At 72.4% G+C, this 24,940-nt stretch carries 21 protein-coding genes; 12 read left to right on the forward strand and 9 right to left on the reverse strand.

Annotated elements, in window-relative coordinates; translation table 11 throughout:
- The first annotated feature begins 82 nt into the window (after positions 1–82).
- The gene (locus ACSJD1_RS10840) at positions 83–439 is read left to right on the forward strand and encodes a hypothetical protein (RefSeq protein ID WP_438855317.1); all 357 of its coding nucleotides are present in this window, start codon (positions 83–85) and stop codon (positions 437–439) included.
- 57 nt (positions 440–496) lie between these two features.
- Here ACSJD1_RS10840 and ACSJD1_RS10845 read toward each other — a convergent pair whose 3' ends face one another.
- The 5 genes from ACSJD1_RS10845 to ACSJD1_RS10865 form a co-directional block, all read right to left on the reverse strand.
- Positions 497–1,936, reverse strand: coding sequence for a DUF5719 family protein (locus tag ACSJD1_RS10845; protein ID WP_438855318.1), 1,440 nt, complete (start codon positions 1,934–1,936; stop codon positions 497–499).
- Entirely contained in the window at positions 1,920–5,057 is a 3,138-nt protein-coding gene (locus ACSJD1_RS10850; RefSeq protein ID WP_438855319.1) for a glycosyltransferase family 2 protein, read from the reverse strand. Before ACSJD1_RS10850 ends, ACSJD1_RS10845 begins: the two co-directional genes overlap by 17 nt.
- An 86-nt stretch (positions 5,058–5,143) precedes the next feature.
- Entirely contained in the window at positions 5,144–5,464 is a 321-nt protein-coding gene (locus ACSJD1_RS10855) for a WhiB family transcriptional regulator (RefSeq protein ID WP_129234301.1), read from the reverse strand.
- A 164-nt stretch (positions 5,465–5,628) separates the two neighbouring features.
- Complete coding sequence (gene galE / locus ACSJD1_RS10860) at positions 5,629–6,597, reverse strand: UDP-glucose 4-epimerase GalE (protein ID WP_438855320.1); 969 nt, start codon at positions 6,595–6,597, stop codon at positions 5,629–5,631.
- 55 nt (positions 6,598–6,652) lie between these two features.
- Complete coding sequence (locus ACSJD1_RS10865) at positions 6,653–6,802, reverse strand: hypothetical protein (RefSeq protein WP_155051933.1); 150 nt, start codon at positions 6,800–6,802, stop codon at positions 6,653–6,655.
- Between the two features lie 99 nt (positions 6,803–6,901).
- Between ACSJD1_RS10865 and ACSJD1_RS10870 the strand changes: the two genes are divergently transcribed.
- Complete coding sequence (locus tag ACSJD1_RS10870) at positions 6,902–7,858, forward strand: GlxA family transcriptional regulator (protein WP_438855321.1); 957 nt, start codon at positions 6,902–6,904, stop codon at positions 7,856–7,858.
- 46 nt (positions 7,859–7,904) lie between these two features.
- On the opposite strand, the gene manA is transcribed toward ACSJD1_RS10870, so the two are convergent.
- Entirely contained in the window at positions 7,905–9,149 is a 1,245-nt protein-coding gene (manA, locus tag ACSJD1_RS10875; protein WP_438855322.1) for a mannose-6-phosphate isomerase, class I, read from the reverse strand.
- Positions 9,150–9,256: 107 nt separating this feature from the next.
- Between manA and ACSJD1_RS10880 the strand changes: the two genes are divergently transcribed.
- The gene (locus ACSJD1_RS10880; RefSeq protein WP_438855323.1) at positions 9,257–10,435 is read left to right on the forward strand and encodes an acyl-CoA dehydrogenase family protein; all 1,179 of its coding nucleotides are present in this window, start codon (positions 9,257–9,259) and stop codon (positions 10,433–10,435) included.
- Positions 10,436–10,501: 66 nt separating this feature from the next.
- Here the strand turns inward: ACSJD1_RS10880 and ACSJD1_RS10885 are convergent, their stop codons facing one another.
- Positions 10,502–11,803, reverse strand: coding sequence for a UDP-glucose dehydrogenase family protein (locus ACSJD1_RS10885; protein ID WP_438855324.1), 1,302 nt, complete (start codon positions 11,801–11,803; stop codon positions 10,502–10,504).
- Between the two features lie 101 nt (positions 11,804–11,904).
- Between ACSJD1_RS10885 and ACSJD1_RS10890 the strand changes: the two genes are divergently transcribed.
- The 4 genes from ACSJD1_RS10890 to ACSJD1_RS10905 all read left to right on the forward strand — a co-directional run bounded on the left by ACSJD1_RS10890 (position 11,905) and on the right by ACSJD1_RS10905 (position 17,841).
- Positions 11,905–13,263, forward strand: coding sequence for an O-antigen ligase family protein (locus ACSJD1_RS10890; RefSeq protein WP_438855325.1), 1,359 nt, complete (start codon positions 11,905–11,907; stop codon positions 13,261–13,263).
- The gene (locus ACSJD1_RS10895) at positions 13,260–14,516 is read left to right on the forward strand and encodes an O-antigen ligase family protein (RefSeq protein ID WP_438855326.1); all 1,257 of its coding nucleotides are present in this window, start codon (positions 13,260–13,262) and stop codon (positions 14,514–14,516) included. Before ACSJD1_RS10890 ends, ACSJD1_RS10895 begins: the two co-directional genes overlap by 4 nt.
- 126 nt (positions 14,517–14,642) lie before the next feature.
- Positions 14,643–15,872, forward strand: coding sequence for a lipopolysaccharide biosynthesis protein (locus ACSJD1_RS10900; RefSeq protein ID WP_438855327.1), 1,230 nt, complete (start codon positions 14,643–14,645; stop codon positions 15,870–15,872).
- A gap of 49 nt (positions 15,873–15,921) precedes the next feature.
- Positions 15,922–17,841 (forward strand): glycosyltransferase, encoded by a 1,920-nt coding sequence (locus ACSJD1_RS10905; RefSeq protein ID WP_438855328.1) that lies wholly within the window; start codon positions 15,922–15,924, stop codon positions 17,839–17,841.
- A gap of 49 nt (positions 17,842–17,890) precedes the next feature.
- Here the strand turns inward: ACSJD1_RS10905 and ACSJD1_RS10910 are convergent, their stop codons facing one another.
- Positions 17,891–19,069: a glycosyltransferase family protein gene (locus tag ACSJD1_RS10910; RefSeq protein WP_438855329.1), complete on the reverse strand. Its 1,179-nt coding sequence runs from the start codon at positions 19,067–19,069 to the stop codon at positions 17,891–17,893.
- Positions 19,070–19,193: 124 nt separating this feature from the next.
- A complete protein-coding gene (locus ACSJD1_RS10915) occupies positions 19,194–20,972 on the reverse strand; it encodes an ABC transporter ATP-binding protein (RefSeq protein WP_438855330.1) in 1,779 nt (592 codons plus the stop codon).
- A gap of 126 nt (positions 20,973–21,098) precedes the next feature.
- Between ACSJD1_RS10915 and ACSJD1_RS10920 the strand changes: the two genes are divergently transcribed.
- From ACSJD1_RS10920 to ACSJD1_RS10940, 5 genes are read left to right on the forward strand one after another with little or no spacing between them, the layout of a single operon-like run.
- On the forward strand, positions 21,099–21,836 hold the full coding sequence (locus ACSJD1_RS10920) for a glycosyltransferase family 2 protein (RefSeq protein WP_438855331.1): 738 nt from the start codon (positions 21,099–21,101) through the stop codon (positions 21,834–21,836).
- On the forward strand, positions 21,833–22,219 hold the full coding sequence (locus ACSJD1_RS10925) for a DUF2304 domain-containing protein (protein WP_438855332.1): 387 nt from the start codon (positions 21,833–21,835) through the stop codon (positions 22,217–22,219). The genes ACSJD1_RS10920 and ACSJD1_RS10925 overlap by 4 nt, the downstream gene beginning before the upstream one ends.
- A gap of 49 nt (positions 22,220–22,268) precedes the next feature.
- Positions 22,269–22,859, forward strand: coding sequence for an acyltransferase (locus tag ACSJD1_RS10930; RefSeq protein ID WP_438855333.1), 591 nt, complete (start codon positions 22,269–22,271; stop codon positions 22,857–22,859).
- On the forward strand, positions 22,856–23,944 hold the full coding sequence (locus ACSJD1_RS10935) for a DegT/DnrJ/EryC1/StrS family aminotransferase (RefSeq protein WP_438855334.1): 1,089 nt from the start codon (positions 22,856–22,858) through the stop codon (positions 23,942–23,944). The genes ACSJD1_RS10930 and ACSJD1_RS10935 overlap by 4 nt, the downstream gene beginning before the upstream one ends.
- Positions 23,944–24,939: a Gfo/Idh/MocA family protein gene (locus tag ACSJD1_RS10940; protein WP_438855335.1), complete on the forward strand. Its 996-nt coding sequence runs from the start codon at positions 23,944–23,946 to the stop codon at positions 24,937–24,939. Before ACSJD1_RS10935 ends, ACSJD1_RS10940 begins: the two co-directional genes overlap by 1 nt.
- The last annotated feature ends 1 nt before the right edge of the window (position 24,940 follow it).

The raw sequence follows: 24,940 nt of genomic DNA on the forward strand, positions 1-24,940 counted from the left end.
CCGTTCCCGTCGTGTCGCCGCGACTCCGGCCTCGCGGAGACGGCTCGCACGCGACCGTCACGGCCGCGGCATGCGCTCTCCCGTGACCGGTCCCCACCTTCCTCCGCTCCGGACGCGGATCGACGAGTTCGATGTCACGCTCGCGTCCACCGCGGCGTACCTGCGTGGGCTCTGGCCCGAGCTCGAGGGCGTCTCGTTCCAGGTCGCCGACGCGCCCGCGGAGGCGATCCACGACGACCACGTGGATCGGTGGCGCGTGCACCACGACGAGCGCCGCATCGTCTTCTTCCGACTGCCGATCGTGCGGTTCCTCCGCACCCAGGAGGGCGAGGAGAAGGACGAGAAGCTCCTCGTCGAGAGCTGCGTGTTCCGCGCCGTCGCCGAGTTCCTCGGCCGCGACCCGTGGGAGCTCGCACCGGGTCGGTACCGCCACCTCTGACCCGCCCGCCGGGCGGCGGACGAGGTGTCGGGGCGGGGCGCCAGTCGAGCTCGCGGGCTACTGCGGGAAGACGCGCACCGGGCTGTCGAGCGGGCCGGGCGGAGCGACCGGAATCGCGGCGATCGCGGCGTCCCCCTCGAAGGTGACCGCCGCGTGCAGGCCCTCGACGCCGTCGAGGATGACCCGGTCGCCGCCCTGCACGACGACCGACGCGGCGCCGCCCGCCGGAATGGGCACCGTGCGCTCGCCCCCGCCGATCGTGACCGTCGCGGTCACCGCCTCGCCGTCGGGGTTCGCCAGGCGGAGGGTCGGGCCGGGGCCGTCGGGGATGGCGACGGCGGCGCGCTCGAGCAGCGCGCCGGTCGCGACCGACCAGGCCAGGTCGGCGAGGATCGGGTCCTCCCCGTCCCCGAGGAGGGTCGAGCGGGCGGCCGCCACGACGGGGGCGTCCGCGTCGACGACGACGGTGTACGTGCCGGGATCGAGCGTTCCGAGCGGGAGGTCGGTCGCCTGACCGGGGGCGAGCGCGACCTCGATCTCGGAGACCGCCTCGCCCTCCTCGTCGCGGACCACGACGACCGCAGCGGCCTCGGCGTCGTCGGGCGCGAAGAGGCGCAGGACGGGGAAGTCGTCGCCCTCGGCGTGGTCCTCGTCGGGGGCCACACCCCGATCGTCGGTCACGACGACGCCGGGCACGACCTGCCGGTTCGCGGGCGGGGCGACCGGCGTGGACAGCTCGACGCCCGCGGGCTCGAGGCCGAGCACGACCGAGTGCTGCAGGGCCGCGGCGATCGGCGCGCCCGTGCTGGTGACGTGGACGACCGGCGTGCGGACGCTCGGCGCCAACCCGGCGAGCGAGACGACGCGTTGGGTACCCGGCGGGACGACGATGCCGAGGCCCGAGGGCGCGTCGACCGCGCCGGTCTCCCCGATCACGCGAACGCTCACCGTCGAGGCGACCTCACCGGGGTTGGCGAGCAGTACCAGGCCCGACCGACCGACCTCGGTGGCACCGGCGAGCAGCCAGGAGTCGGACGCCGGCTCGACGCACGACGCCGCGGCGAACCCGCCGAGCGACTCCGTGGCGGCGGTCTGCGACTGCGCGCCGGCGAGCATCCCGGCGAGCACCGCTCCGGGCTCGGCCGCGACGGCGACGGGGCCGCCGTCGGCGGCGGCATCCGCGTTGTCGGGCGCGTCGAGCGCCACCTGCTCGATCGTGGCGCTCTCGGGGTCCGCCGCGACGACGAGGTCGGGTGCACCGAGCGAACGCGCGGTCGCCGCCGACGCGGCGTCGTCCGCCAGCGACAGCAGCGGTCCGGGGCACACCCGGAGCTGCCGGCTCTCGGCGGGCTGGACGACCGTCGACGGCGGGTCCGCCGCCACCTCGGGGAGCGGGGCGACGGATGCCGCGAGCAGCGCGCCGGCGGCGAGGCCGCCCACGAGCACCACCCCGACGCCTCGGGCGATCCATCGCATCACGTCACGCCTCGTCGTCACGTCGATCCCCTCCTGCATCGTCGTGCCGGTCGGGACCGCCCGCATCGACGGTCGCCGGCGGCGCGGACGACCGCTCCTCCTCGCCGACGGGTCCGTCGACGTCCTCGGACCGGTCCGGTGCGTCCACCGCAGCGTCGCCGGCCGGAGCTGCGGTATCCACCGGTACCCCGTCGGCCTCGGCCGTCCCGTCGGCGTCGGCCGTCCGATCGGCCTCGGTCGTCCGCTCGGCCGCGGTCGCACCGCCCGCCTCGGTGGTCCCGTCGGCAGCGGTCGTCGCGTCGCCCTCGGTCGCAGCGTCCGGCCGCCGGCGGCGGCGGCGCCGCACCGACGGCGGCCTCCGGTCCGGCTCCCGGCCGCCGCCCGTGGGGATCGATAGCAGGAGCGCAGCGCCGACCACGAGGAGCTGCCCCGCGACGACCCACCCGGCGACGGGGCCCGCGTCCGGGATGCGGGCGCCGGGCGCGTCGGGTTCGGCGTCGACGAAACGCCAGATCGGGCCGAAGTCGGTCTCGCCGATGGCCACGACCTGCGGATTGCCCTCGAGCGCCGCACGGGCGCGCTCGTGGACCGCGGTCGCGGCGGGGTCGGCGGGGTCGGCATCTCCGAGCAGGACGAACGAGAGTCCGAACTCCTCGACCGCCCCGGTCGCGTCGTAGCCGCTGCGCGAGGCCAGGTTCCCGGCGAGCGTCGCGATCGATTCGGTGGTCCCGGTGAGCTCGCGCCGGGTGGACGCGAGCGTCGACTGCTCGTCGAGGGTGGCTCCGCTGCCGCGTTCGATCGTCGCGCGGATCCCGCCGTCGGCGGTCGGCTGCATCCGCAACGTACCGACCCGGGGATCGGACGCCGCCTCGGCTTCGACGAACGCCGGCAGCGTCCGTTCCGGCGCGGGTCCGACGGCCGTGCGCCCGAGGGCGATGGCCACGATGGTCGGCGCCGTCGCGACGACCCCGAACACCACGACGAGCGCCGCCGCGGCCGCGGCTCCGCGACGCAGGGTGCTGAGCGCCAGGATCGCGGCGGCGAGCAGCCCGAGCCACATCACGCTGATGCCGGCGCCGGCCCAGACCGGAACGGTCCGCTCGCCCGAGAACGCCACGTGCACGACCGTGGCGCCGACCGCGGTGGCGAAGCCGGCCGCCGCGAGGGCGAGCGCGAGCAGGCCTCCGCGCAGGCGGCGCGAGGCGACGACGGCGATCGCGGCGATCGCCAGCGGAGCGAGGAGCACCGCGAGGAGGATCGGCGGCGGGACGATCCCTGCGACCAGCCCGCCGAAGGCGTCCTCCCAGCGTCCCCACGTGCCGTTCGCCTGCCCGAGCGCGATCTGCGCGATCGTCGGCTCCCCCGCACCGTGCGGGAGGCCCGGGTCCGCCAGGAGCGACATCGGGGCGCCGCGCGCCGACTGCTGCACGATCAGCGGGAGTGCCAGCGCGAGCGCTGGCAGCGGGATGCCGGCGAGCCGCACGGCGGCCCGGCCGCTGAGCGGCAGCGCGACGAGCCAGGCGACCACGAGTGCGGGAGCGAGGATCGGGGCGCATGCGACGATCGCGGCGAAGACCAGCGACGCGGCCGCCGCGGCCGCCCACGACGTCGCCGCGGTGAACATCAGGACGGCCAGCCACGGCAGCAGGACGTGCACGAGCACCGCAGCCGGACGTCCCGCGGCGAGCGCGTCGAGCAGCGGCGGCGCGACCGCCCACGCGACGCCGCCGAGCACGCGCAGCGACGCGCGATCGGTGAGGCGGGAAGCGGCCAGGAATCCGCCGACGCCGGACGCCGGGATGGCGACGAGCCAGAGCCCGAGCAGCGCGGCCGACGGGTTCCAGAACGCCGCGCTCCCCACGACGGCGAGCACGCCCGCGAACGGGTCGGCCGCGCCGGCGAATCCTCCGCCGACGTCCCGCCACCCGGCCGCCGCGTTCCGCCACAGTTCGGCCACCTCGTCCGAGAGCGGGAGGAGACCGCCGCCCGACACCCCGCCCGACGCGAGCAGCGGGGCGAAGAGCACGATCGACAGGGCGAGGGAGGCGAGCAGGACCCATCCGCCCCCGGTCTGCAGGAACTGGAGGTCGTCGACGCGTCCGCGTGCGCGCTGGCGCCGCGCCTCGGCGGCCTGCTGCCGACGGGCGCGCACCTCGTCGGGCCGGATCCGGAGCGGGGCGAGCGCCGACCACTTCGCGGTCCTGACGCGGGCGATGGCGCGCCGCGACCGGAGGATGCGCTGCGGCGTGACCATGACCTCGACCGCGGCGGCGAACTCGCCCGGGATCGACCCGGGCGTCTTGACGAGCAGGTGGCGGAGCGACCTCAGCACCGCGAGCGGCAGCAGTGCGAGCCAGTGCAGCGGCACGAGCACCGCGGGCGAGGCGACGAGCCGCCGGTGCAGCCGGGCCGTGCGGGCGATCCGCGCGCGCTGTCGCGCCGCCCGGCCGCCGGGTTCCGAGCCGGGGCCGGCGACGCCCGTGTCGGCGAACCGGACCACCGCCGCGGGCACGGCGACCACGCGGTGCCCGGCGAGCCGGGCGCGCATGCCCAGGTCGAGGCCGTCGTCGACGACGGGAAGCGCCGGGTCGAATCCGTCGAGCTCGCGCCACACCGCGTGGTGCACGAGCATCCCGACCGGATCGGCGCCGAGGACGTCGGAGAGGTCGTCGTGCTGCCCCTGGTCGAGTTCGCCGTCGACGATCGCCATGCTCCGGCCGCTGCGGGTGACCGACCGGCCGAACCGCACGATTCGTCGTGGATCGTCCCACTCCACGAGCTTCGGCGCGGCGATCGCGGCCGTGCGGGAGTTCTCGAGCGCGGCCACGAGCGACGCGAGCGCGGTGGGCTCCGGTGCGGCGTCCTCGGTCAGGAGCCAGAGCGCGGACCGGTCATCGCCCGGTTCGGGGAGCGTCCGCTCGACGGCACCGACCGCGGCGCCGAACGGCTGCGGCGCGCCGAGCGAGACGACGTGCGAGGGGCGCTGCGCCTCGACCAGGCGGCGGGCGGACTCGTCGGCGTCCATGAGGACGACGGCGAGGTCGTCCGGCGGGCGCGTCTGCGATCGCAGCGCGTCGAGCGTGGCGCGGAGCCGGTCGCCGCCGTGCTGCACGACGAGGACGGCGGTGACTCTGGGGAACATCGGGGACAGCCTAGGCGGCCGCCCCCGCGGCATCCGTCAGCGCTGCGGGCGTGCCGTGAGCACGCTCGGGCGCCCTCGCAGCCCGTTCAGCCGGCCTGACGGCGGAGCTTGCGGCGCTCGCGCTCCGAGAGCCCGCCCCAGATCCCGAACCGCTCGTCGTTGGCGAGGGCGTACTCGAGGCACTCCGATCGGACCTCGCAGCCCGTGCAGATGCGCTTCGCATCCCGGGTGGAGCCGCCCTTCTCGGGGAAGAACGCCTCCGGATCCGTCTGCGCGCACAGCGCATCGGTCTGCCACGCCAGTTGGTTGTCGTCGTCTGCGACCCCGCGAACCCCCGGTACGCCGAGCCGCACGGGGTCGACGAACCAATCCTCAGGTACCCCAGAACGATATTCAGGCTTGCCCATATCGTCTCCCACCCAGTTGTACCGACATCCCCGAGGGGTGTGTCTCACCAATTACATCGGTGTAATTCGACGGAGTCAAGTCGCCGGCGGAGAACTCTCAATACCTCCTCGAGGCTTGACAACCGCCGCGACACGCTGGTCGCGTTCCCGAGTCGTGACCGGGCTCAGTCGGCGGATGCCGCGCGGCGGGCCGACCACGCGCTCGAGACCATCTCGCGCAGCGAGTGGCGCATCCGCCAGTCGAGGTCGCGGGCGGCGAGTTCACCCGAGGCGACGATGCGCGCGGGATCGCCCGCACGACGGGGTGCGATCTCGGGCGCGAACGCGATGCCCGTGACCGCGGCGACCTCGCGCATGATCTCGCCGACCGACACGCCGTCCCCGGATCCGAGGTTGTAGACGGGCTCGATCGGCTCGCCGGCGTCGAGGCGGCGCGCGGCCGCCACGTGCGCGTCGGCGAGGTCCGCGACGTGGATGTAGTCGCGCACGCACGTGCCGTCGGGCGTCGGGTAGTCGTCGCCGTTGATGCGCGGGGTGCGCCCGTCGAGGAGGGCGTCGAAGACGAGCGGGAAGAGGTTGTGCGGACTGGGATCGAACACCTCGTCGGTGCCGGAACCCACCACGTTGAAGTACCGGAGCGAGGTGTGGCGCAGCGTGGTCGCCCTCGCCTGGTCGGCGAGCAGCCATTCGCCGATGAGCTTCGACTCGCCGTAGGGCGACTCCGGGCGCTTGGCCGTCTCCTCGGTCACGAGGTCGACGTCGGGCGTGCCGTAGACCGCGGCGCTCGAGGAGAAGACGATGCGCTCGACCCCGCTCGCGGCCATGGCGCCGAGCAGCCGCGCGGTGCCGGTGACGTTCTGCTCGTAGGTGTGCAGCGGACGCTGCACCGAGACCCCCGCGTACTTGAAGCCGGCGAGGTGGACCACGCCCTCGACGTCGTGCGCCTGCATGGTGTCCTCGAGGAGCGCGCCGTCGAGGATCGATCCGTGGACGAACGGCGAGCCGTCGGGGACGAACGTCCTCCGTCCGGAGGAGAGGTCGTCCACGACGACCGTGTCGATGCCCTGGGCCCGGAACGCCCGCACCACGTGCGCCCCGATGTAACCCGCTCCTCCGGTGACCAGCCAGCTCATGTCCCGCCTTCCGCCGCCGGCTCGTCCGGCGTCGTGACGATGCTAGCGGCCGGAGTCAGGCGCGGCGGAGGGGGGCCCGGTCCACGTGGCGGACGCGGTCGCGGATCTCGGGGCGACCGTAGCCGTCCGAGTCGAGGCGGAGCAGCGTCGCGACGACGCCCCACACGGCGAGGCCGGCGAAGATCAGCAGCACGATGATGTCCATGGCAGAAATTCTCCGCCTTGCAAGATCCTGCCGAAAGTGGCAGACTCGCCACAGATCGACACATTCCTGCCACCTCTCTGGCGGCCTCGAGGAGGACCCGTGCTCCAGACCATCGCGTGCATCGCCGTCCCCCAGATGGCGCCGTTCGAGTTCGGCGTGATCTGCGAGGTGTTCGGCATCGATCGGTCGGAGCAGGGCGGCCCGAGCTTCGACTTCCACGTCGTCGCCGCCGAGCCCGGCCCCATCTCCACGAAGCTCGGCTTCGACGTGGTCGTGCACGAGGGCCTCGCGGCGGCCGAGACCGCCGACCTCGTCGCCGTCCCCGCCTCGCTCATCGACGAGCCGGCCCATCCCGAGGTGCTCCGTGTCATCCGCGAGGCCGTCGACCGCGGCGCGTGGGTCCTGAGCGTCTGCTCGGGCGCCTTCACGCTCGGCCGGGCCGGAGTCCTCGACGGTCGCCGCGCGACCACGCACTGGATGTACACCGACCAGCTCGCCGAGATGTTCCCCGACACCGAGGTCGACCCCGACGTGCTCTTCGTGCAGGACGGGAAGGTCGTCACCGGCGCGGGCACCGCCGCCGGCATCGACGCGGCGCTGCACATCGTCCGCACCGAGCTCGGCGCGAGCGCGGCGAACATCGTCGCGCGTCGCATGGTCGTGCCGCCCCAGCGCGACGGCGGGCAGTCGCAGTTCATCCAGACGCCCGTGGTCGAGGCCAGGAGCGACTCGCTCTCGCTCGTCACGGACTGGATGCTCGAGCACCTCGACGAGGACCTCACGGTCGACCGCCTCGCCCGGAAGGCGCTGATGTCGCCCCGGACCTTCGCGCGCAAGTTCCGCGCCGAGACCGGCACGACGCCGAACGCCTGGCTCAACCGCCAGCGGCTCCTCCGCGCGCAGCAGCTGCTCGAGGAGACCGACTACACGCTCGAGGAGATCGCCCGCGAGACGGGCTTCGGGGCGGCGGCCGTCATGCGACACCACTTCGTCAAGACGCTGCAGACCACGCCCACCCAGTACCGCCGGGTGTTCGGCCCGCGACAGGCCGGCTGACCGCGAGCGGGATGCCGCGGCATCCGCGATCGGAGACCGGGTGCGGTCAGCGGCCGCCCGTCGGAACGGTCGCCACCCATGCCACGCCCGCTCCACCGAACCCGAGCGATCCCTCGTCGGGCGAGACGAACGCGGCCTCGCCGCGCGCGATCGAGGCCGCCCCGTTCGCTCCGGCCACCTCGATCCCGGCACCCTCGGCGAGCACGATCGCCGGGCCGGCCAGCGCGACGCGGGACGCGGCATCCGCCCCCTCGACCCGGAAGAGCGTGAAGTCCGGCGCGGCCGGACGGTACTCGCGGATGCCCGGAGCCACGTCGATCGGCGTCAGCAGCGGCGGCTCGATGGACGTGAAGTCGAGCACCTCGAGCAGCTCGGGGACGTCGATGTGCTTCGGCGTGAGCCCGCCGCGGAGCACGTTGTCGCTCGCCGCCATGAGCTCGATGCCGAGGCCCGAGAGGTAGGCGTGGATGTTGCCGGCGTCGAGGAACAGCGCCTCGCCGGGGCCGAGCGTCACCCGGTTGAGCAGCAGGGAGATCACGATGCCGGGGTCGCCGGGATACTCCGCCGCGAGATCGAGCACGGTTCGGAACGACGCCTCGAACGGCGAGGAGAGCGCCTCGTCGCTCGCCGCGAGCGCGGTCACCCGCTCGATGAGCCAGGCGGCCTCGCCGCTGTCTCCGCCGCGGCCGTCCAGCAGCAGCCAGGCGACGCTCTCGCGCAGGGCGTCGGGTGCGTCCAGGCGGGCCGCGAGCAGGTCGAGCGCTCCGGGCTGCGGCTCGGCCGAAGCGGCATCCGCGGCCCGCAGCGCGTCGACCACGCCGCGGACCTCCTCGAGCGGACGGAAGCCGGAGAGCGCCTCGAAGCGCTCGCTCACCGCGACGATGAGCTCGGGCTTGGCGAAGGGGTCCTTGTAGTTGCGGTCGAACGCGTCGATCGGCACGCCCTCGGCCTCCTCGCGCCCGAAGCCGATCCGCGCCTGGTCGGGCGTCGGGTGGGCCTGCAGCGAGAGCGGGCGGGCCGCGGCGAGCACCTTGAGCAGGAAGGGCAGCCGAGCGCCCTCGCGTGCCTGCTCGGGTCCGAGGGCTGCGGCGGGATTCGCGGCGATGAGCTCGGCGAGGTCCCCCGCACCGGCGGCATCCGCCTGGACCACCTCGGCCGGCGAGCCGGCGTGCGCGCCGAGCCAGAGTTCGGCCTCGGGCGATCCGCTCGGCTCCGTGCCCCGGAAATCGGCGATCGCGGTGTGGGAACCCCACGCGTAGTCCCTGGGCGCGTTGCGGATCGCGACAAACATGCGGAGCGGGGTCCTTTCACGGTTTGGCCCCAAACTACCAAGCACTGCGTGCATGTCCGGACCCTGCCTAGGCTCTGGCCGTCCCCCACGATGAACGAGGAGCCGTCATGTCCTTCGAGCCGCTCGCGAGCGACTTCTACTCGTACGCCTCGCTGCTGACCGAACGCGAGCAGGAGGCGCTCGCGTCCCTCCGCGCGTGGCTCGAACGCGACGTCCGTCCGATCGTCAACGACCACTGGGAGCGTGCCGAGTTCCCGATGGAGGTCGTGCGGCCGCTCGCCGAGCACGGCGTGCTCGCCTACGCCTGGGATGAGACGAAGCCGTTCGAGAACTCCGCCGTCTTCCGCGGGTTCGTGGCGCTCGAGCTCGCTCGCGTCGACGCCTCGGTGGGGACGTTCGTCGGCGTCCAGAACGGACTCGCGACCGGATCGATCTCGATCGCGGGGTCCGACGAGCAGCGACGGGAGTGGATCCCACGCCTCGCCTCGGGCGAGGTCGTCGGCGCCTTCGGCCTGACCGAGCCGCTCTCGGGCTCCGACTCCGCGCGCGGCCTGCGAACCACCGCCCGCCGCGACGGCGACGAGTGGGTGCTGAACGGCGAGAAGCGCTGGATCGGCAACGCGACCTTCTCGGACATCACCGTCATCTGGGCGAAGGACGAGGCCGACGGCCAGGTCAAGGGCTTCATCGTCCCCACGTCGACACCCGGCTACGTGGCGACGAAGATCGAGGGCAAGATCAGCCTGCGGATCGTGCAGAACGCCGACATCACCCTGACCGACGTCCGCGTGCCCGAGTCGCTGCGACTGCAGAACGCGAACTCCTTCCGCGACACCGCGGCCGTCCTGCGCCAGACCCGCGCCGAGGTCGCCTGGGCAGCGGTCGGCACCGCGATCGGCGCCTACGAGGCCGCCGTCCGCTACGCGACGGAGCGCGTCCAGTTCGGCAAGCCGATCGCCGCCCACCAGCTCATCCAGGACCTCCTCGTGAAGTGCCTCGGCAACATCACCGCCTCGCTCGCCATGGTCGTGCGCGTCTCCGAGATGCAGGACGCGGGCGAGCAGCGCGACGAGCACTCCTCGCTCGCGAAGACGTACGCCACCGAGCGAATGCGCGAGACGGTCGGCTGGGCGCGCGAGGTGTGCGGCGGCAACGGCATCGTCCTCGACTACGACGTCGCGCGCTTCTTCGCCGACGCCGAGGCGCTCTACTCGTACGAGGGCACACGCGAGATGAACACGCTCATCGTCGGGCGCGCGATCACCGGCGAAGCCGCCTTCGTCTGAGCGGGCCCCCGGCGAGCGACCCCCGATGACGGATGCCGCGGGGCGCACCGCCCCGCGGCATCCGCGTCATGACCGGCCGAGCCCGCGGTAGACGAAGCCGGCCTCGCGCCATGCGCCGGGATCGAGCACGTTGCGCGCGTCGATCACGCGGGCCGTCTCCATGAGGTTCGCGACGTGCTCCGGGTCGAGCCCGCGGTACTCGGACCATTCGGTCACGAGGACGACGAGTTCGGCATCCTCCAATGCGTCCTCCGCGGTCTCGACGTACTCCAGCTGCGGGTGTCGCAGTCGCGCGTTCTCGATGCCCTCGGGATCGGTGGCGCGCACGCGCGCCCCGAGTCCGTGCAGTCGCGCCGCCACGTCGAGCGCCGGCGAGTCGCGCGTGTCGTCCGAATCCGGCTTGAAGGTCAGCCCGAGCACGGCGATCCGACGTTCGAACACGGATCCGCCGAGCAGTTCGACGGCGAGGTCGACGGCGCGCTCGCGTCGGCGGAGGTTGATCGCATCGACCTGGCGGAGGAACGCCACGGACTCCGCGCGACCGAGTTCCTCGGCGCGGGCGGTGAACGCGCGGATGTCCTTCGGCAGGCAGCCGCCCCCGAATCCGATGCCCGCGTTCAGGAACCGGCGCCCGATGCGGGCGTCGTGGCCGATCGCGTCCGCCAGCGTCGTCACGTCGGCCCCGGTCGCCTCCGCGATCTCGGCCATCGCGTTGATGAAGCTGATCTTCGTCGCGAGGAATGCGTTCGCGGCCGTCTTGACGAGTTCGGCCGTCGCGAGGTCGGTGACGATCCTGGGCGTCCCCGTCTCGAGGATCGGGGCGTAGACCGCATCGAGCAGCTCGGTCGCGCGTTCGTCGACCACGCCGTAGACCAGGCGGTCCGGGGTGAGGGTGTCCGCGACGGCGAACCCCTCGCGGAGGAACTCGGGGTTCCACGCGAGGAGCGCCCCCGAGCCGGCGCGCTCCAGCCGGCCGAGGAGCTCGGCCGCCGTTCCCACCGGCACCGTGCTCTTGCCGACGACGAGCGAACCGGGCGCCGCGACCTCGGCCAGCGCGTCGACGGCTCCGCGCACGAATCGCAGGTCCGCTCCGTCGGAGTTCGGCAGCTGCGGGGTGCCCACCGCGACGAAGTGCACCTCGGCGTCCGCCGCTTCGCGGAGGTCGGTCGAGAAGCGGAGCCGCCCGGACCCGATGGACTCGACGAGCAGCTCCGGAAGGCCCGGTTCGAAGAACGGCGCGACACCGGATGCGAGCTTCGCGACCTTGGCGGCATCCGTGTCGACGCCCACCACGTCATGGCCGAGCTTCGCCATCGCGGCGGCGTGCACCGCGCCCAGGTATCCGCACCCGATCACCGAGATCCTCATGTCGCTCCTGTCGTCGATCCCGGCCATTCTCCCCGACATCGGTGGAGCGGAATCGACTTCGGCGTGAACAGGGGCGAGTCCGGACGGTTAGCCTAGTTCGCATGAGCATCGGACGACGCCGCGCGCTCGAGTCCGCGTACGCGACGTTCGCACTGTTCACGCTGATCGCCGGCCAGTTCTGGCGCAACCTCCTCGGCTGGTGGGGGTTCGGCGCCATCGCGCTGCTCGTGCTCGTCGGTGCGATCCTCCTGTGGGTCTCCCGACGTCCCGACGTCCCCTGGCGCCGCGTGCCGAAGTCGACGATCGCGTTCCTGCTCGTGGCGGCGCTGTCGATCACCTGGTCGAACTACCCCGCCTCGAGCGCGCTGGGCCTGGCCATCCTCGTCGCCACGACCTTCACGGGGATCTCCCTCGCGCTCAGCCTCGAATGGCACGGATTCCTCCGCGCCCTCTCGTCGGCGCTCAAGTGGGTGCTGGCGCTCTCGCTGCTCTTCGAGCTCTGGGTCGCGGTGTTCGTGCGCGAACCGCTGCTGCCGAACTTCGTCGACTACGGCGACGAGAAGGTCCCGATGGCGTTCTACTGGTCGCGGGCGCTGCTGTTCGACGGCGGTCCGATCGAGGGCATCGTCGCCAGCCGCAACCTCCTCGGGATGGCCGCCCTCCTCGCACTGATCCTCTGGGGGTGCCTGCTCGCCAGCGGCGGCATGCGCCGGGCGCAGGGCATCGGATGGCTGGTGGTCGGCGGGGCGACGTTCGCCCTGACCCGCTCCGCGACCGTCATCCTCGTCTCGGTCCTCGTGCTCGCCGCGCTCGGATTCGCACTGTGGGCCAGGCGCAGCGGGCCGGAGCACCGTCGACGCGTGTACACGACCGCGACGCTCGCGCTCGTGGCATCCGCCGGCCTGCTCGCGGTGTCCTGGAACGCACTGCTCGACGTGTTCGGCAAGGGCGAGGACCTCACCGGCCGGATCGACATCTGGACCTCGGTGACCGGGCTCGCGAGCGAGCGCCCCGTGCTCGGCTGGGGCTGGATCGGGTACTGGATGCCCTGGGCGGACCCCTACGGCGGGCTCGCCGTCCGGAACGGCGTCGAGTACCTGCAGGCGCACAACGCCTGGCTCGACGTCTGGATGCAGCTCGGGGTCGTCGGCCTGATCGCGTTCGCCTCCATCGTCGCGGGCGCCCTCTGGCGATCCTGGTTCCTCGCGGTCGACCGGCCCCGCGACGCGCGCGGTCGGCCCGTCGCCTTCTCCGCCCTCGCATTCGTCCCGTTGCTCGCGCTGGTCGCCCTCATCGGGCAGTCGCTCGCCGAGAGCCGACTGCTCGTCGAGAGCGGATGGCTGCTGCTCATCGCCATCGCCTGGGGCACGAAGCGGCGCCAGTGGTCCCCCGAGCCGCTCCCCCCGATGGCGCCCGCCCGCCCGCCGCGGCGACACGCCCGGCCGGAGCCGCGTCCGTGAGGGACGCGATCCGCGAATTCGCCGGATCGGCGCGGTTCGCCCACGCCGTCACCGTCATGGCGATCGGCCTCGCGTTCACCACGCACGCCGCGCGGGCCATGGTCGGGTGGCCCGGCCTGATCGCCGCGATCGCCATGCTGATCGTGCTCGCCGGCATGTCGCTCGTGGCCAGGTGGCGCGCCGTCGAGTGGTACGGGATCCTGCCGCTGACCATCCTCGTGTTCGTCGGCTGGTGCGGCGCCTCCGTCATCTGGTCGAGCAACCCCGGCGCGACGGTGCTGGGGGTCGGGTACCTCGTCGCCTTCGGCATCATGGGCGTCTACGTCGCGCTGATGCGCGACACCATCCAGATCGTCCGCGCGTTCGGCGACGTCATGCGGGTGCTGCTCGCCGTCTCGCTCGCGCTCGAGGTGCTCTCCGGAATCCTGCTCGACCTCCCGATCGCGTTCCTCGGCATCCGCGGCGACCTCGCCTCGCTCGGCCCGATCCAGGGCGTGTTCGGCTCCCGCAACATGCTCGGATTCGTGGCGCTCATCGCGCTGCTGACGTTCATCATCGAATGGCGGACCCGCAGCGTCCTGCGCGGACGCGCGATCGCGTCGATGGTCCTCGCCGGCGGCTCGATCGTGCTCTCGGGATCGCCCACCACCTTCGTCGCCCTCGGCATCTGCCTGCTCGCGCTCGGCGCGCTCTACGGGCTCCGCCGGGTGCCCGCCGAGCACCGCTGGCGCGTGCAGGTCGCATTGCTCGTCGGCGTCGTGGCCTCGCTCGTCGCGGGGTGGATCCTGCGCCTCCGGATCATCGAGCTGCTGGACGCCCGCGCCGAGTTCGACGTCCGCCTGGACGTCTGGCGCGAGGTGTCGAGGTACCTGGCCGTGAACCCGCTGCAGGGGTGGGGCTGGACCGGGCGCTGGACGGACGGCGCACCCTACGTCTGGGTCGAGCGGGCCGTGGGCCGCGACCTGGCGTCGGCGCTCAGCGCCTTCATCGACGCCTACTTCCAGGTCGGCGTGATCGGGGTGCTGCTGTTCGCGGCGCTGCTCGGCGTGGCACTGGTCAGGTCGTGGCTGCTCGCCTCGAACCGGCGGAGCGTCGTCTACCTGTGGCCCGCGCTGATCCTCGTCGCCCTCGCCGTCACGAGCGTCGCCGAGAGCTTCGTGCTCCTCGAGGGAGGCTGGCTGCTGCTCGTCGTGTGCGCGGTGAAGGCCGCGCGCGACATGAGCTGGCGCGACGCGCTCGCCGTGGCCCGCTGAACGCCGCCGACCACCGCCCTTCGGAGGCCGGGTGCCCGCGCAGGCGTCGCCGCTCGGCCGCGCGTGCTGCACAATAGACCAGCCCCGACTCCCCACCGGGGCGATGCCCGAGCGAACAGGAGCCGCATGCGTCGGTCCGTCCTCGCCCGCGCCGCCGGCGGCTACGGCCTGTCCGTCGTGCTCAGCGGGCTCGTCAGCCTCCTCGTCATCCCGTCGGTGATCATCGCCGCCGGGACCGAGTCGTGGGCCACCATCGCGGTCGCGCAGGCGGTCTCCGGGTTCGCGTTCGTGCTCGCGGTCTACGGATGGGGGGTCGTCGGGCCGACCGAGGTGGCCTCACGCGAGCCCGAGGAGCGCGGGGGCTACTTCGCAGATTCGCTGCTCAGCCGTGCCTGGCTGTGCGTGGTGATCGTCCCGATCGCCGTGGTCGTCGCGATCGCCTTCACACCCGACGAGCCGTTGCTCGCCGCCCTGACCACGGCGAGCGGCATCCTCGTCGCGCTCGGCGCGGGCTGGTTCTACGTCGGCGAGCGGAGCCCGCTGAGGTTCCTGCTCATCGACACGGTGCCTCGCCTCGTCGGCACCCTCGCCGGCGCGATCGCGGTCATCGTCACCGGCGACGCCGTGTGGTTCGCCGGCCTGCAACTGGCCGGGGTGGTCACGGCCGCCGCGATCGCCTCGATCGACATCCTCAACCGCTATCGCGGGTGGGCCTGGACCGCGTCCCCGATCCGAGCGGCGCGGAACCTGCGCGGCCAGGGACACACCGTGGCGATGTCGGCGACGTCCGCCGTCTACGTCAACGTGCCGATCCTGCTCGTCCAGGTGTTCGTCCCGAGTGCGACGGCCGTCTACGCCCTGGCGGAGCGGATGGTCCGGCTCGCCCTCTACGCCACGCGTCCCATCGTCCAGGTCGCCCAGGGCTGGGTGCCGAACCCCGACCCCCGGGTGCTCGTGTCCCGCGCGCGTCGCGTCACGGTGCTCGGGATGGGGCTCGGCGCGGTCGGCGGCCTCGCCTTCGCGCTGCTGGCCCCGTGGGCCGGCGGCATCCTCTCGGGCGGCGAGCTGACGATCGCATGGGACCTCGCGATCCCGATGGGCGTGAACCTCGCCGCCATCCTCGCATCGCAGCTCACCGGCTTCGCCTGCCTGACGGCGCTCGGCATGTCGCGCGTCCTGTCGACGAGCACGATCGCGGGCGCCGTCGTCGGCACCGCCCTCATGATCCCGCTGCTGCTCTGGATCGGTGTCCCCGGCGTCGCCTGGGGGCTGGCCGCGGCCGAGCTCGCGGTGCTCGGCGTGCAACTCTGGAAGCTCGCTCCGAGGCTCGCCCGCGAGGTGACGGTAGGCTCGTAGCGGCCGACCGGTCGTCGTCGGCGCATCGAATCCCTCCGGAGTGCAACCAGTGACCTCGACCTGGACCGAGCTGCAGCGCGTCGTCTTCCCACAGGACGGCGATCCCGACGTCCTCCCCCTCTACGTCGACGCGGACGTGTGGGCCCGCTTCGGCACCCGCGAGGTCCGCGTCAGCGATCGCGCGCACATCGACGACGTGCTCGGGCGCGACCGGTTCCGCGTGGGATCGGGCGAGCGGATGTCGTTCGCGGGCTACTTCAACGCCTTCCCCGCGTCGTACTGGCAGCACTGGACGGTCGTCGACCGGATCCGCCTGCGAGTGACGACGAGCGGGTCCGGCACGCTGCTCGTCTACCGCTCGACGGCGCAGGGCGTGCCGCAGCGCGTGGCATCCGAATCGTTCCGAGGCGACGACCAGGTCACGATCGTCGACCTGCCGGTCACCACCTTCGGCGACGGCGGCTGGTACTGGTTCGACGTCGTGGCCGGGCACGGCGAGGTCGTCCTCGGCGCGTCGGCGTGGGAGACGGATGTCGCGCCCGCCCGCGACGGCCGCGCGTCGATCGGCATCACGACGATGAACAAGGCCGACTACTGCGTCCGAACGCTCGACGCGCTGGCCTCCGACGCGTCGGTCGCCGAGGTGCTCGACCGCGTCTACGTGGTCGACCAGGGATCGCAGCTGGTCCGCGACCGCGAGGAGTTCCCCGAGATCGCCGAACGCATGGGCGACCGGCTGCACGTGATCGAGCAGGCGAACCTCGGCGGCTCGGGCGGCTTCGCGCGCTCGATGCTCGAGACGCTCGAGGCGGGCACCAGCGAGTTCGTGATCCTGCTCGACGACGACGTGACGATCGAGCCCGAGAGCATCGCCCGTTCGGTTCGCTTCGCACGGTACGCCACGCAGCCCGTCCTGGTCGGCGGGCACATGTTCGACCTGCTCGATCGCCCGGTCATGCACGCGTTCGCCGAGACGATGGACCTCTCGCCGTTCATGTGGCACGCCCAGCCCCACGACGAGGTGCCGCACGACTTCCGCTTCAGCAACCTGCGGCAGACCAGGTGGATGCACGCGCGGATGGACGCCGACTACAACGGCTGGTGGTTCTGCCTGATCCCGGTCGCTGCACTGAAGGCCGCCGGCCTCGCGCTGCCCGCCTTCATCAAGTGGGACGACGCGGAGTACTGCCTCCGCGCGGGTGCGAACGGCTTCCCGACGGTCACCCTGCCCGGCGCGGCCCTCTGGCACGTGTCGTGGCTCGACAAGGACGACTCGATCGACTGGCAGGCCTACTTCCACGCCCGGAATCGCTTCGTCGCGGCGCTGCTGCACTCCCCCTACGGCGACGGCGGGCGCCTGACGGAGGACAGCTGGCGCTGGGACCTCCGCCACCTGCTGTCCATGCAGTACTACCCCGTCACCCTGCGGCACCGTGCGCTCCGCGACATCCTGCGCGGTCCGGCCCACATGCAGGCCGAGCTCGGCACGATCCTCGGCGACCTGCGCGCCGAAGCGGCCAAGTTCCCCGAGAAGACCGTGCTGAAGACCGACGACGAGATGCCGGCGACGGTCGAGGGCAAGAAGGTCTTCCCGCTCGGGCCCGACGGCAAGCCGGCGAAGGGTCCGCGCGGCATCCCGCTCGTGCTCTTCACGGCGCGGATGACCGTGCGCCAGTGGTTCACGAAGCCGCAGCCGAGGAACGTGGCCGCACCCCAGGTCGAACTCGCCAAGCGCGACGGCACCTGGTTCCGCCTGCCGATGTACGACAGCGCACTCGTCTCGACGGCCGACGGCACCGGCAAGGTGCGCTACACGCGCGATCCCCGCACCTTCCGCCGCCTCGTACGGCAGAGCCGCAGGCTGCACCGCGAGCTGCGCAAGCGCTGGCCCGAACTCTCGAAGCAGTACCGCGAGGCGCTGCCCGAGATCACGTCGCCGGAGGCCTGGCGGCAGACGTTCGAGCGCTGAGTCGCCGGCGCGGGCGCCGCGGCCCGCGGCGACGTCCGCGCCGAGCGGTTCAGCTGAACAGGAACCGCTCGGCGAGGACCGCCGCCGAGCGCCGGCCGTCATGGACCTCTCGCACGAAGGCCGGGCCGCGCGCGGCGATCTCGCGGAAACGCTCCCGGTCGGCGACGATGGTGCGGATGACGTCGGCCAGTTCGGCCGCGCGGGCCTCGACGACGGGCAGTTCGAGACCGGTCTCGTCGCGCACGTGCCCTCGGACCTGGTCGCTGACGTGGCTGACGACGACGCGGCCCGCTGCGAGCGCCTCGCACGTGGCGACGCCGTAGATGCCGAGTGAGAACTGATCGAGCACGATGTCGGCTCGGGCGTACAGTTCGGGCATGCGCTCGGGCGGGACGCCCTCGTGGCGCTCGTACCGCACGGTGCCGTCCGCGTCGAGTGCACGCATCGTGTCCTCGATGAGGTCGGATCCCTTCAAGCCGGCCCGGCTCGGGATGTGGACCACGAGCGGCCGCTCCGCGGTGAGTGGCGGCGCCGAGTCGAGGGTGCGCCAGCGCTCTCCGACGATGACCGGGAGCCACACGCCCTCGGGGACGTCGAGGAGCAGGTCGGGTGTCGACACGAAGACGGTCGCGCCGATGCGATCGAGGAGCGTGCGGTGGCGCACCGCCTGGCGTTCGAGGACGTCCGTCTCCGCGTATCCTCCCTCGACGAACGGCGAGTCCGGCTCGCGGCGGCGATGGCGGCTCGGAAGGCGGATGTCGGACCCGTGGCACAGCATCGCGACGCGGAGCCCGTCGGCACGGAACGCCTCGACCTCGCGCACGAGGTCGGATTGGTACCGAGCCCCGAGGATGGGACGTTCGGCCTCGATGATCACGTGGCTGTAGCGAGCGATGGCACGGGCCTGGCCGGCCTGCCACGTCTTCGACCGCAGGAAGACGGCCGTGGGGACCTCGTAGTCGGTCGGGAACGCGAACTCGCCGGGAGCCCGGTAGGACATGTTCCGCGACCCGACGTCCGGAAGCGAGTCCGCGGCGTGCGCCCACTCGTAGCCCTGTCCGGCGAAGTTCGCCGGAGCGATCAGCAACCGCGCCGTCCCCTCGGGGACGGCGATCGGCTGTGGCACGTCCTCCGCGGAGTACGCGAACCACTGCGGCCTGAGCCGCATCAGCACCGCGTCGGGGATCAGTGCGACCAGGCGGTGTCGGAGCGAGGACGAAGCAGTCACGCGCCCATCATCCCCGACCCGACGACGCGGACGCATCCTCGACGGCCTCCGGCACCGCCGGGCCGGCGGGAGCGGAGGCCACCCGCGCAGCCGGAGATCGCGTGGCGCGGCTCCGGAAGTCGGGTCACGCCAGCCCCGCGAGCGAGGCCTGCACCCGGAACTCGGGCACGCGCTCGACGAGTTCGGCGAACGTCCCGCTGGCGAGGATGCGGCCGTCGCTCATGTAGCACAGCTGATCGTTGTCCCGCACCGTGGACAGCCGGTGCGCCACCGAGACGACCGTGACCTTGCCCTGGAGCTCGCGGATCGCTCGCGAGACATCCGCTTCGGTCTTGGTGTCCAACGCGCTCGTCGCCTCGTCGAGCACGAGGACGAGCGGTTCGCTGTACAGGGCCCTGGCGATGCCGAGTCGCTGGCGCTGGCCACCGGAGAGCGAGATGCCGGCGTCGCCGATCCTCGAGTCCATCCCGCCCGGACGCGCTTCGATCGCCGGCCACAGCTGCGCCCGTTCGAGTGCGCGGCGGACCCGATCGCGGTCGATCTCGCCCTCCCAGGCGAGCGCGACGTTCTGCGCGACGGTTCCGTTGAAGAGGGCGACCTGCTGCGGCACGTAGCCGACCCGGTCGCGCCACGCCGCCAGCACCTGCTCCAGTTCGACGCCGTCGACCTCGATGGTGCCTTCCGACGGCGAGATGAGCCCGAGGAGGATGTCGACGATCGTCGACTTCCCCGCACCCGAAGGTCCCACCAGGCCGAGGGTCGACCCGATCGGGATGTCGAGGTCGATGCCCTCGATCGCGGCCCGGTCGGACTCCGGGTAGGAGAACGAGACCCCGCGGAGCACGAGTCGGCGAGGCTCCTGTCGAAGCGGTTCGTGGCCGATCTCCTCCGCGCGACGCAGGTGCGCCTGGGCGTCTTCGACATCGGACACGACCATCTCGACATGGGGCGCGTTCGCCTGGGCGTTGGTGAGCAGGCCCTGGAACGAGATGATCGACGGCACGATCCGGAACCCCGCCACTCCGAACAGCGCGACCGCGGCGATCGCGCCGGACAGCCCCTCGGCGAGGTATGCGGCGCCGCCGACGATGACGAAGCCGCCGACGAGCGCCCCGTCGAGCACGAACTTCGGCACGCCGCCCAGGAAGTACAGGTTCGCGCGCGCGCGCGTGGAGGCGATGCGATTGCGGTGGACGTTCGCTGCGACCTCGGCGGCCTTGTTCCGCAGCGTGATCTCCTTCAGCGCGTTCACCATGTCGGTCATGATCGTCGCCGCCCGGATCGAGTAGTCGCGGTTCACCCGGCCCGCCTGGACCGCGCGCCGCGAGACCCACCGGTACAGCAGGAGTCCGACGAGGCCCAGGTAGACGACCGTGATCAGGGCCGTGAGCGGCGCGGCGATGAGGACGACGACGAGGACGGCGAGGAAGGTCGTGATGAGCGAGGGCAGCGTGATGACCGGCAGGAGGAATCCCGCCGTCGTCGTCGCGACGCCGACATCGACGAGTCGGACCAGCTGGGACGTGCTGCGCGTGATGCGCTCGACCCAGGGCGCCCGGATGTACGCGTCGAAGAGCCGATCCCCCACCGCGAGCTCGTACGCGGCGAACTTGCGCGTCGCGACCCACTGGAGCAGGACGTTGAGCCCGGACTTCAGGATGATCAGCAGGGAGACCGCGAGCAGCACCCACACGTACCCGTCGAGGCCGACCTCGCCGATGAAGGGGAGGACGATCGGCGCCGACTGCACCATCGAGCCCAGGGAGATCGCGAGGATTCCGAGGGCGAGGATGTCGAGCAGTGCCAGCGCACTGGAGAGGGCGATGAACCACCAGAGGAAGGCGCGCTCCTCGGGCGGGAGGATGGGCAGCAGGCGTCGGAGCGTCTGCCAGATGAGCTTCACGGAACCAGGATCTCCTCTCGGGCGTAGCGAGGGTCATCCTCCCACACGCTGATCCGAGCCGGCTGGAACGGCCGGTCGCCGAGCGGGCTTCGGACTCGCCGCACTCGCGCTGATACCATCCCTTACATGCTTCCGAGGCCCCTGGGCACGCTCATCGTGCTGCCCGCATTCAACGAGGAGGCCTCGGTCGGAGCCGTACTGGCGGAGATCCGCCGCGTGCTGCCCGGCACACCGTGCCTCGTGGTCGACGACGGCTCGACGGATGCCACGGCCGAGCGCGCCGCGGCGGGCGGCGCCACGGTGCTCCGCCTCCCGTTCAACCTCGGCGTCGGTGGTGCGATGCGTGCCGGGTTCCGGTACGCCCTGGCCGAGGGGTTCCACACCGTGGTGCAGCTCGACGCCGACGGCCAGCACGACCCGGCGGAGGTCCCGGAGCTCCTCGCCGCACTCGACGACGGCACCGACATCGCCATCGGAGCCCGCTTCGCCGGCAAGGGCGCGTACGAGGCCCGTGGGCCGCGTCGCTGGGCGATGCTCGTGCTCTCGGGCGTGATCAGCCGGATCAGCCGCACGAAGCTCACCGACACGACGAGCGGGTTCAAGGCCAACGGCCCGCGGGCGATCGCCCTGTTCGCCGAGCACTTCCCCGCCGAGTACCTCGGCGACACGGTCGAGGCACTCGTCATCGCCGCCCGGGCCGGGCTGCGGATCCGTCAGGTGCCCGTCGCCATGCGCCCCCGTCAGGGAGGCGCGCCGTCGCATCGGCCGCTCAAGGCGGCGGTCTACCTGATCCGGGCGTTCGTCGCCCTCGGATTCGCGCTCGTGCGTCCGCGGGTCGTCCTGGAGACGGGAGGGGCTCGATGAGCACGGGCACCTACCTGCTCGGCGTCGTCGCCGCGATCATCGCGTTCGCCGCCGTGGTCGAGCTGCTGCGCCGCCGCCGTCTCCGCGAGCGCCACGCCGTGTGGTGGTTCATCGCCGCCGTCGGCGCGCTGGTCGTCGGCATCTTCCCCTCGACCCTCACGTGGGCCGCCGACGTCCTCAACGTCGAGGTGCCGACCAACCTCGTGTTCTTCGTGAGCATCGTGATCCTGTTCCTCGTGAGCCTCCAGCACGCCGGCGAACTCACCGACCTCGAGGACCGCACTCGCACGCTGGCCGAGGAGGTCGCGTTGCAGCAGGTAAAGTTGGACCGCCTCGAACGATCGTCCCACTCGGACGATGCCGAGACCGACTCCCCCGACTGATCGCCGCCGTCGCCCGCCACCCGGGAACCGGCCGGAAAGGACATGCCTCGTGACTACCATCGCTGCGAGTGCGGACGTCGCCGACGACGCCGTCATCGGTGAGGGCAGCAAGGTCTGGCACCTCGCCCAGGTTCGCGAAGGCGCCCGACTCGGTGCGAACTGCATCGTCGGACGCGGCGCGTACGTCGGCAGCGGCGTGCGCATGGGCGACAACTGCAAGCTGCAGAACTACGCGCTGGTCTACGAGCCGGCCGAGCTCGGCCACGGCGTGTTCATCGGCCCGGCGGTCGTGCTCACCAACGACACCTATCCGCGCGCGGTGAGCCCGGACGGCTCGCTCAAGAGCGCCCACGACTGGACGCCGGTGGGCGTCACCATCCGCGACGGCGCGTCGATCGGCGCGCGCGCGGTCTGCGTCGCGCCGGTCACCATCGGACGGTGGGCGACGGTGGCCGCCGGAGCGGTCGTCACGAAGGACGTCCCGGACTTCGCGCTGGTCGCGGGCGTCCCGGCCCGTCGCATCCGCTGGGTCGGGAAGGCCGGCGTCCCCCTCGAACAGCGGGGCGACGCGTGGGTGTGCCCCGAGACCGGCGAGCGCTACATCGAAGACGCAGGGATCCTGCGGGAGGAGCAGTCATGACCGAGTTCATCCCGGCCGCGAAGCCGATCATCGGGGACGAGGAGCGCGCTGCGGTCGACGCCGTGCTCGCCTCGGGCATGCTGGCGCAAGGCACCGAGGTCGCGACGTTCGAGCAGGAGTTCTCCGACGTCCTGCTCGACGGTCGCGCGGTCGTCGCCGTGAACTCCGGCACCGCAGGCCAGCACCTCGGCCTCCTCGCATCGGGCGTCGGCCCCGGCGATGAGGTCATCGTGCCGTCCTTCACGTTCGCGGCGACCGCCAACTCCGTGGCGCTCACGGGGGCGACGCCCGTCTTCGCCGACATCGAGCCGAACCACTTCTGCCTCGACCCCGCCGACGTCGCGTCGAAGGTCACCGAGCGGACCGTCGGCATCATGCCCGTCCACCTCTACGGCCACCCGGCAGACATGACCGCGTTCGAGTCGCTCGCGGCCGAGCGCGGCCTCGCCCTGTTCGAGGACGCCGCGCAGGCGCACGGCGCGAGCCTCGGCGGTCGCAAGGTCGGCACGTTCGGCCGCTTCGCGATGTTCAGCCTCTACCCGACGAAGAACATGACGAGCGGCGAGGGCGGCATGGTCTCGACCGGTGACGCCGGCGTCGAGCGCCTGCTCCGGCTCCTGCGCAACCAGGGCATGGAGAAGCAGTACGAGAACGAGGTCGTCGGGTTCAACGCCCGGATGACGAACATCCACGCCGCGATCGGCCGCGTGCAGCTGACGAAGGTGCTCGGCTGGACCGAGTCCCGTCGTCGCAATGCCGCGTTCCTCGACGAGAACCTCGAGGGCGTCGTGACGCCGCCGGTCGCCGAGGGCGCCGAGCACGTCTACCACCAGTACACGATCCGGGTTCCGGAGGACCGCGACGGCTTCGCGACGGCGCTGCGCGAGCAGTACCAGATCGGATCGGGCGTCTACTACCCGATCCCGAACCATCGCCTGCCGTCGTTCGGCCTCGAGCTCGACCTGCCCGAGACCGAGCGAGCCGCCCGCGAGGTGCTCTCCCTGCCCGTGCATCCGTCCTTGTCCGACGGCGACCTCGAGCGCATCGTCTCCGCGGTGAACACGCTCGCGAAGGCGGGTGCGTGATGGCGGAGCTGCGCATCGGGGTCATCGGCCTCGGCATGATGGGGCGCCACCACGTCCGGGTCACGCGTGAGATCGAGGGCGTGCGCCTGGTCGCCGTCGCCGACGCGCAGGGCGATCCCCACGGCGTCGCCGGTGGGCTCCCCGTGCTCGAATCGGTCGCGGCACTGATCGAGCAGGGCATCGACGCGGCCGTCGTCGCGGTGCCGACCGGATACCACGAGGCGGTGGCGCTCGAGCTGGCCGACGCCGGGGTCCACACCCTCGTCGAGAAGCCCATCGCGAGCGACAGCGCGGCCGGCGAGCGCGTGGCATCCGCGTTCGAGGCCGCCGGGCTCGTCGGCGCGGTCGGGCACATCGAACGCTACAACCCCGCGCTCCAGGACTTGCGCCGACGCCTCGAGGACGGCGAGCTCGGCGAGCTCTACCAGATCGCCACGCGCCGGCAGGGACCCTTCCCGGCGCGGATCGCCGACGTCGGCGTGGTCAAGGACCTCGGCACGCACGACATCGACCTGACGTCATGGCTGGCGCAGTCGCCCTACACGAGCGTCGCCGCCCGCACGACGACCCGCAGCGGACGCCCGCACGAGGACATGGTCTCGGCCACCGGCCAGCTGGCGAGCGGCGCGATCACCAACCACCTCGTCAACTGGCTCTCGCCGATGAAGGAGCGGATCACCGTGGTCACGGGTGAGCGCGGCGCGTTCGTCGCGGACACCATCAGTGCCGACCTGGCGTTCTTCGAGAACGGCACCCAGACCACCGAGTGGGAGTCCGTCGCGGCCTTCCGCGGTGTGTCGGAAGGCTCGATGACCCGGTTCGCGCTGGCCAAGCGCGAACCGCTCCGGTCCGAGCACGAGGCGTTCCGAGACGCGATCCTGGGCCGTTCCGCGAACACCGTCACGATGCGCGAGGGACTCGCGACGCTGCGTGTGGCCGAAGCCGTCGTCGAGTCGGCGCGCACCGGGCACTCGCAGTCGCTGCCCACCGCCTGAT

Source organism: Agromyces excoecariae (assembly GCF_051715505.1).
In the GTDB taxonomy this organism is placed as follows: domain Bacteria; phylum Actinomycetota; class Actinomycetes; order Actinomycetales; family Microbacteriaceae; genus Agromyces.

Excerpts from the sequence above, each read along its gene's own strand:
- ACSJD1_RS10850 (WP_438855319.1), bottom strand. The coding sequence starts at position 5,057 with ATGTTCCCCAGAGTCACCGCCGTCCTCGTCGTGCAGCACGGCGGCGAC.
- ACSJD1_RS10855 (WP_129234301.1), bottom strand. The coding sequence starts at position 5,464 with ATGGGCAAGCCTGAATATCGTTCTGGGGTACCTGAGGATTGGTTCGTC.
- galE (WP_438855320.1), bottom strand. The coding sequence starts at position 6,597 with ATGAGCTGGCTGGTCACCGGAGGAGCGGGTTACATCGGGGCGCACGTG.
- ACSJD1_RS10865 (WP_155051933.1), bottom strand. The coding sequence starts at position 6,802 with ATGGACATCATCGTGCTGCTGATCTTCGCCGGCCTCGCCGTGTGGGGC.
- manA (WP_438855322.1), bottom strand. The coding sequence starts at position 9,149 with ATGTTTGTCGCGATCCGCAACGCGCCCAGGGACTACGCGTGGGGTTCC.
- ACSJD1_RS10880 (WP_438855323.1), top strand. The coding sequence starts at position 9,257 with ATGTCCTTCGAGCCGCTCGCGAGCGACTTCTACTCGTACGCCTCGCTG.
- ACSJD1_RS10885 (WP_438855324.1), bottom strand. The coding sequence starts at position 11,803 with ATGAGGATCTCGGTGATCGGGTGCGGATACCTGGGCGCGGTGCACGCC.
- ACSJD1_RS10890 (WP_438855325.1), top strand. The coding sequence starts at position 11,905 with ATGAGCATCGGACGACGCCGCGCGCTCGAGTCCGCGTACGCGACGTTC.
- ACSJD1_RS10900 (WP_438855327.1), top strand. The coding sequence starts at position 14,643 with ATGCGTCGGTCCGTCCTCGCCCGCGCCGCCGGCGGCTACGGCCTGTCC.
- ACSJD1_RS10920 (WP_438855331.1), top strand. The coding sequence starts at position 21,099 with ATGCTTCCGAGGCCCCTGGGCACGCTCATCGTGCTGCCCGCATTCAAC.
- ACSJD1_RS10925 (WP_438855332.1), top strand. The coding sequence starts at position 21,833 with ATGAGCACGGGCACCTACCTGCTCGGCGTCGTCGCCGCGATCATCGCG.
- ACSJD1_RS10935 (WP_438855334.1), top strand. The coding sequence starts at position 22,856 with ATGACCGAGTTCATCCCGGCCGCGAAGCCGATCATCGGGGACGAGGAG.
- ACSJD1_RS10940 (WP_438855335.1), top strand. The coding sequence starts at position 23,944 with ATGGCGGAGCTGCGCATCGGGGTCATCGGCCTCGGCATGATGGGGCGC.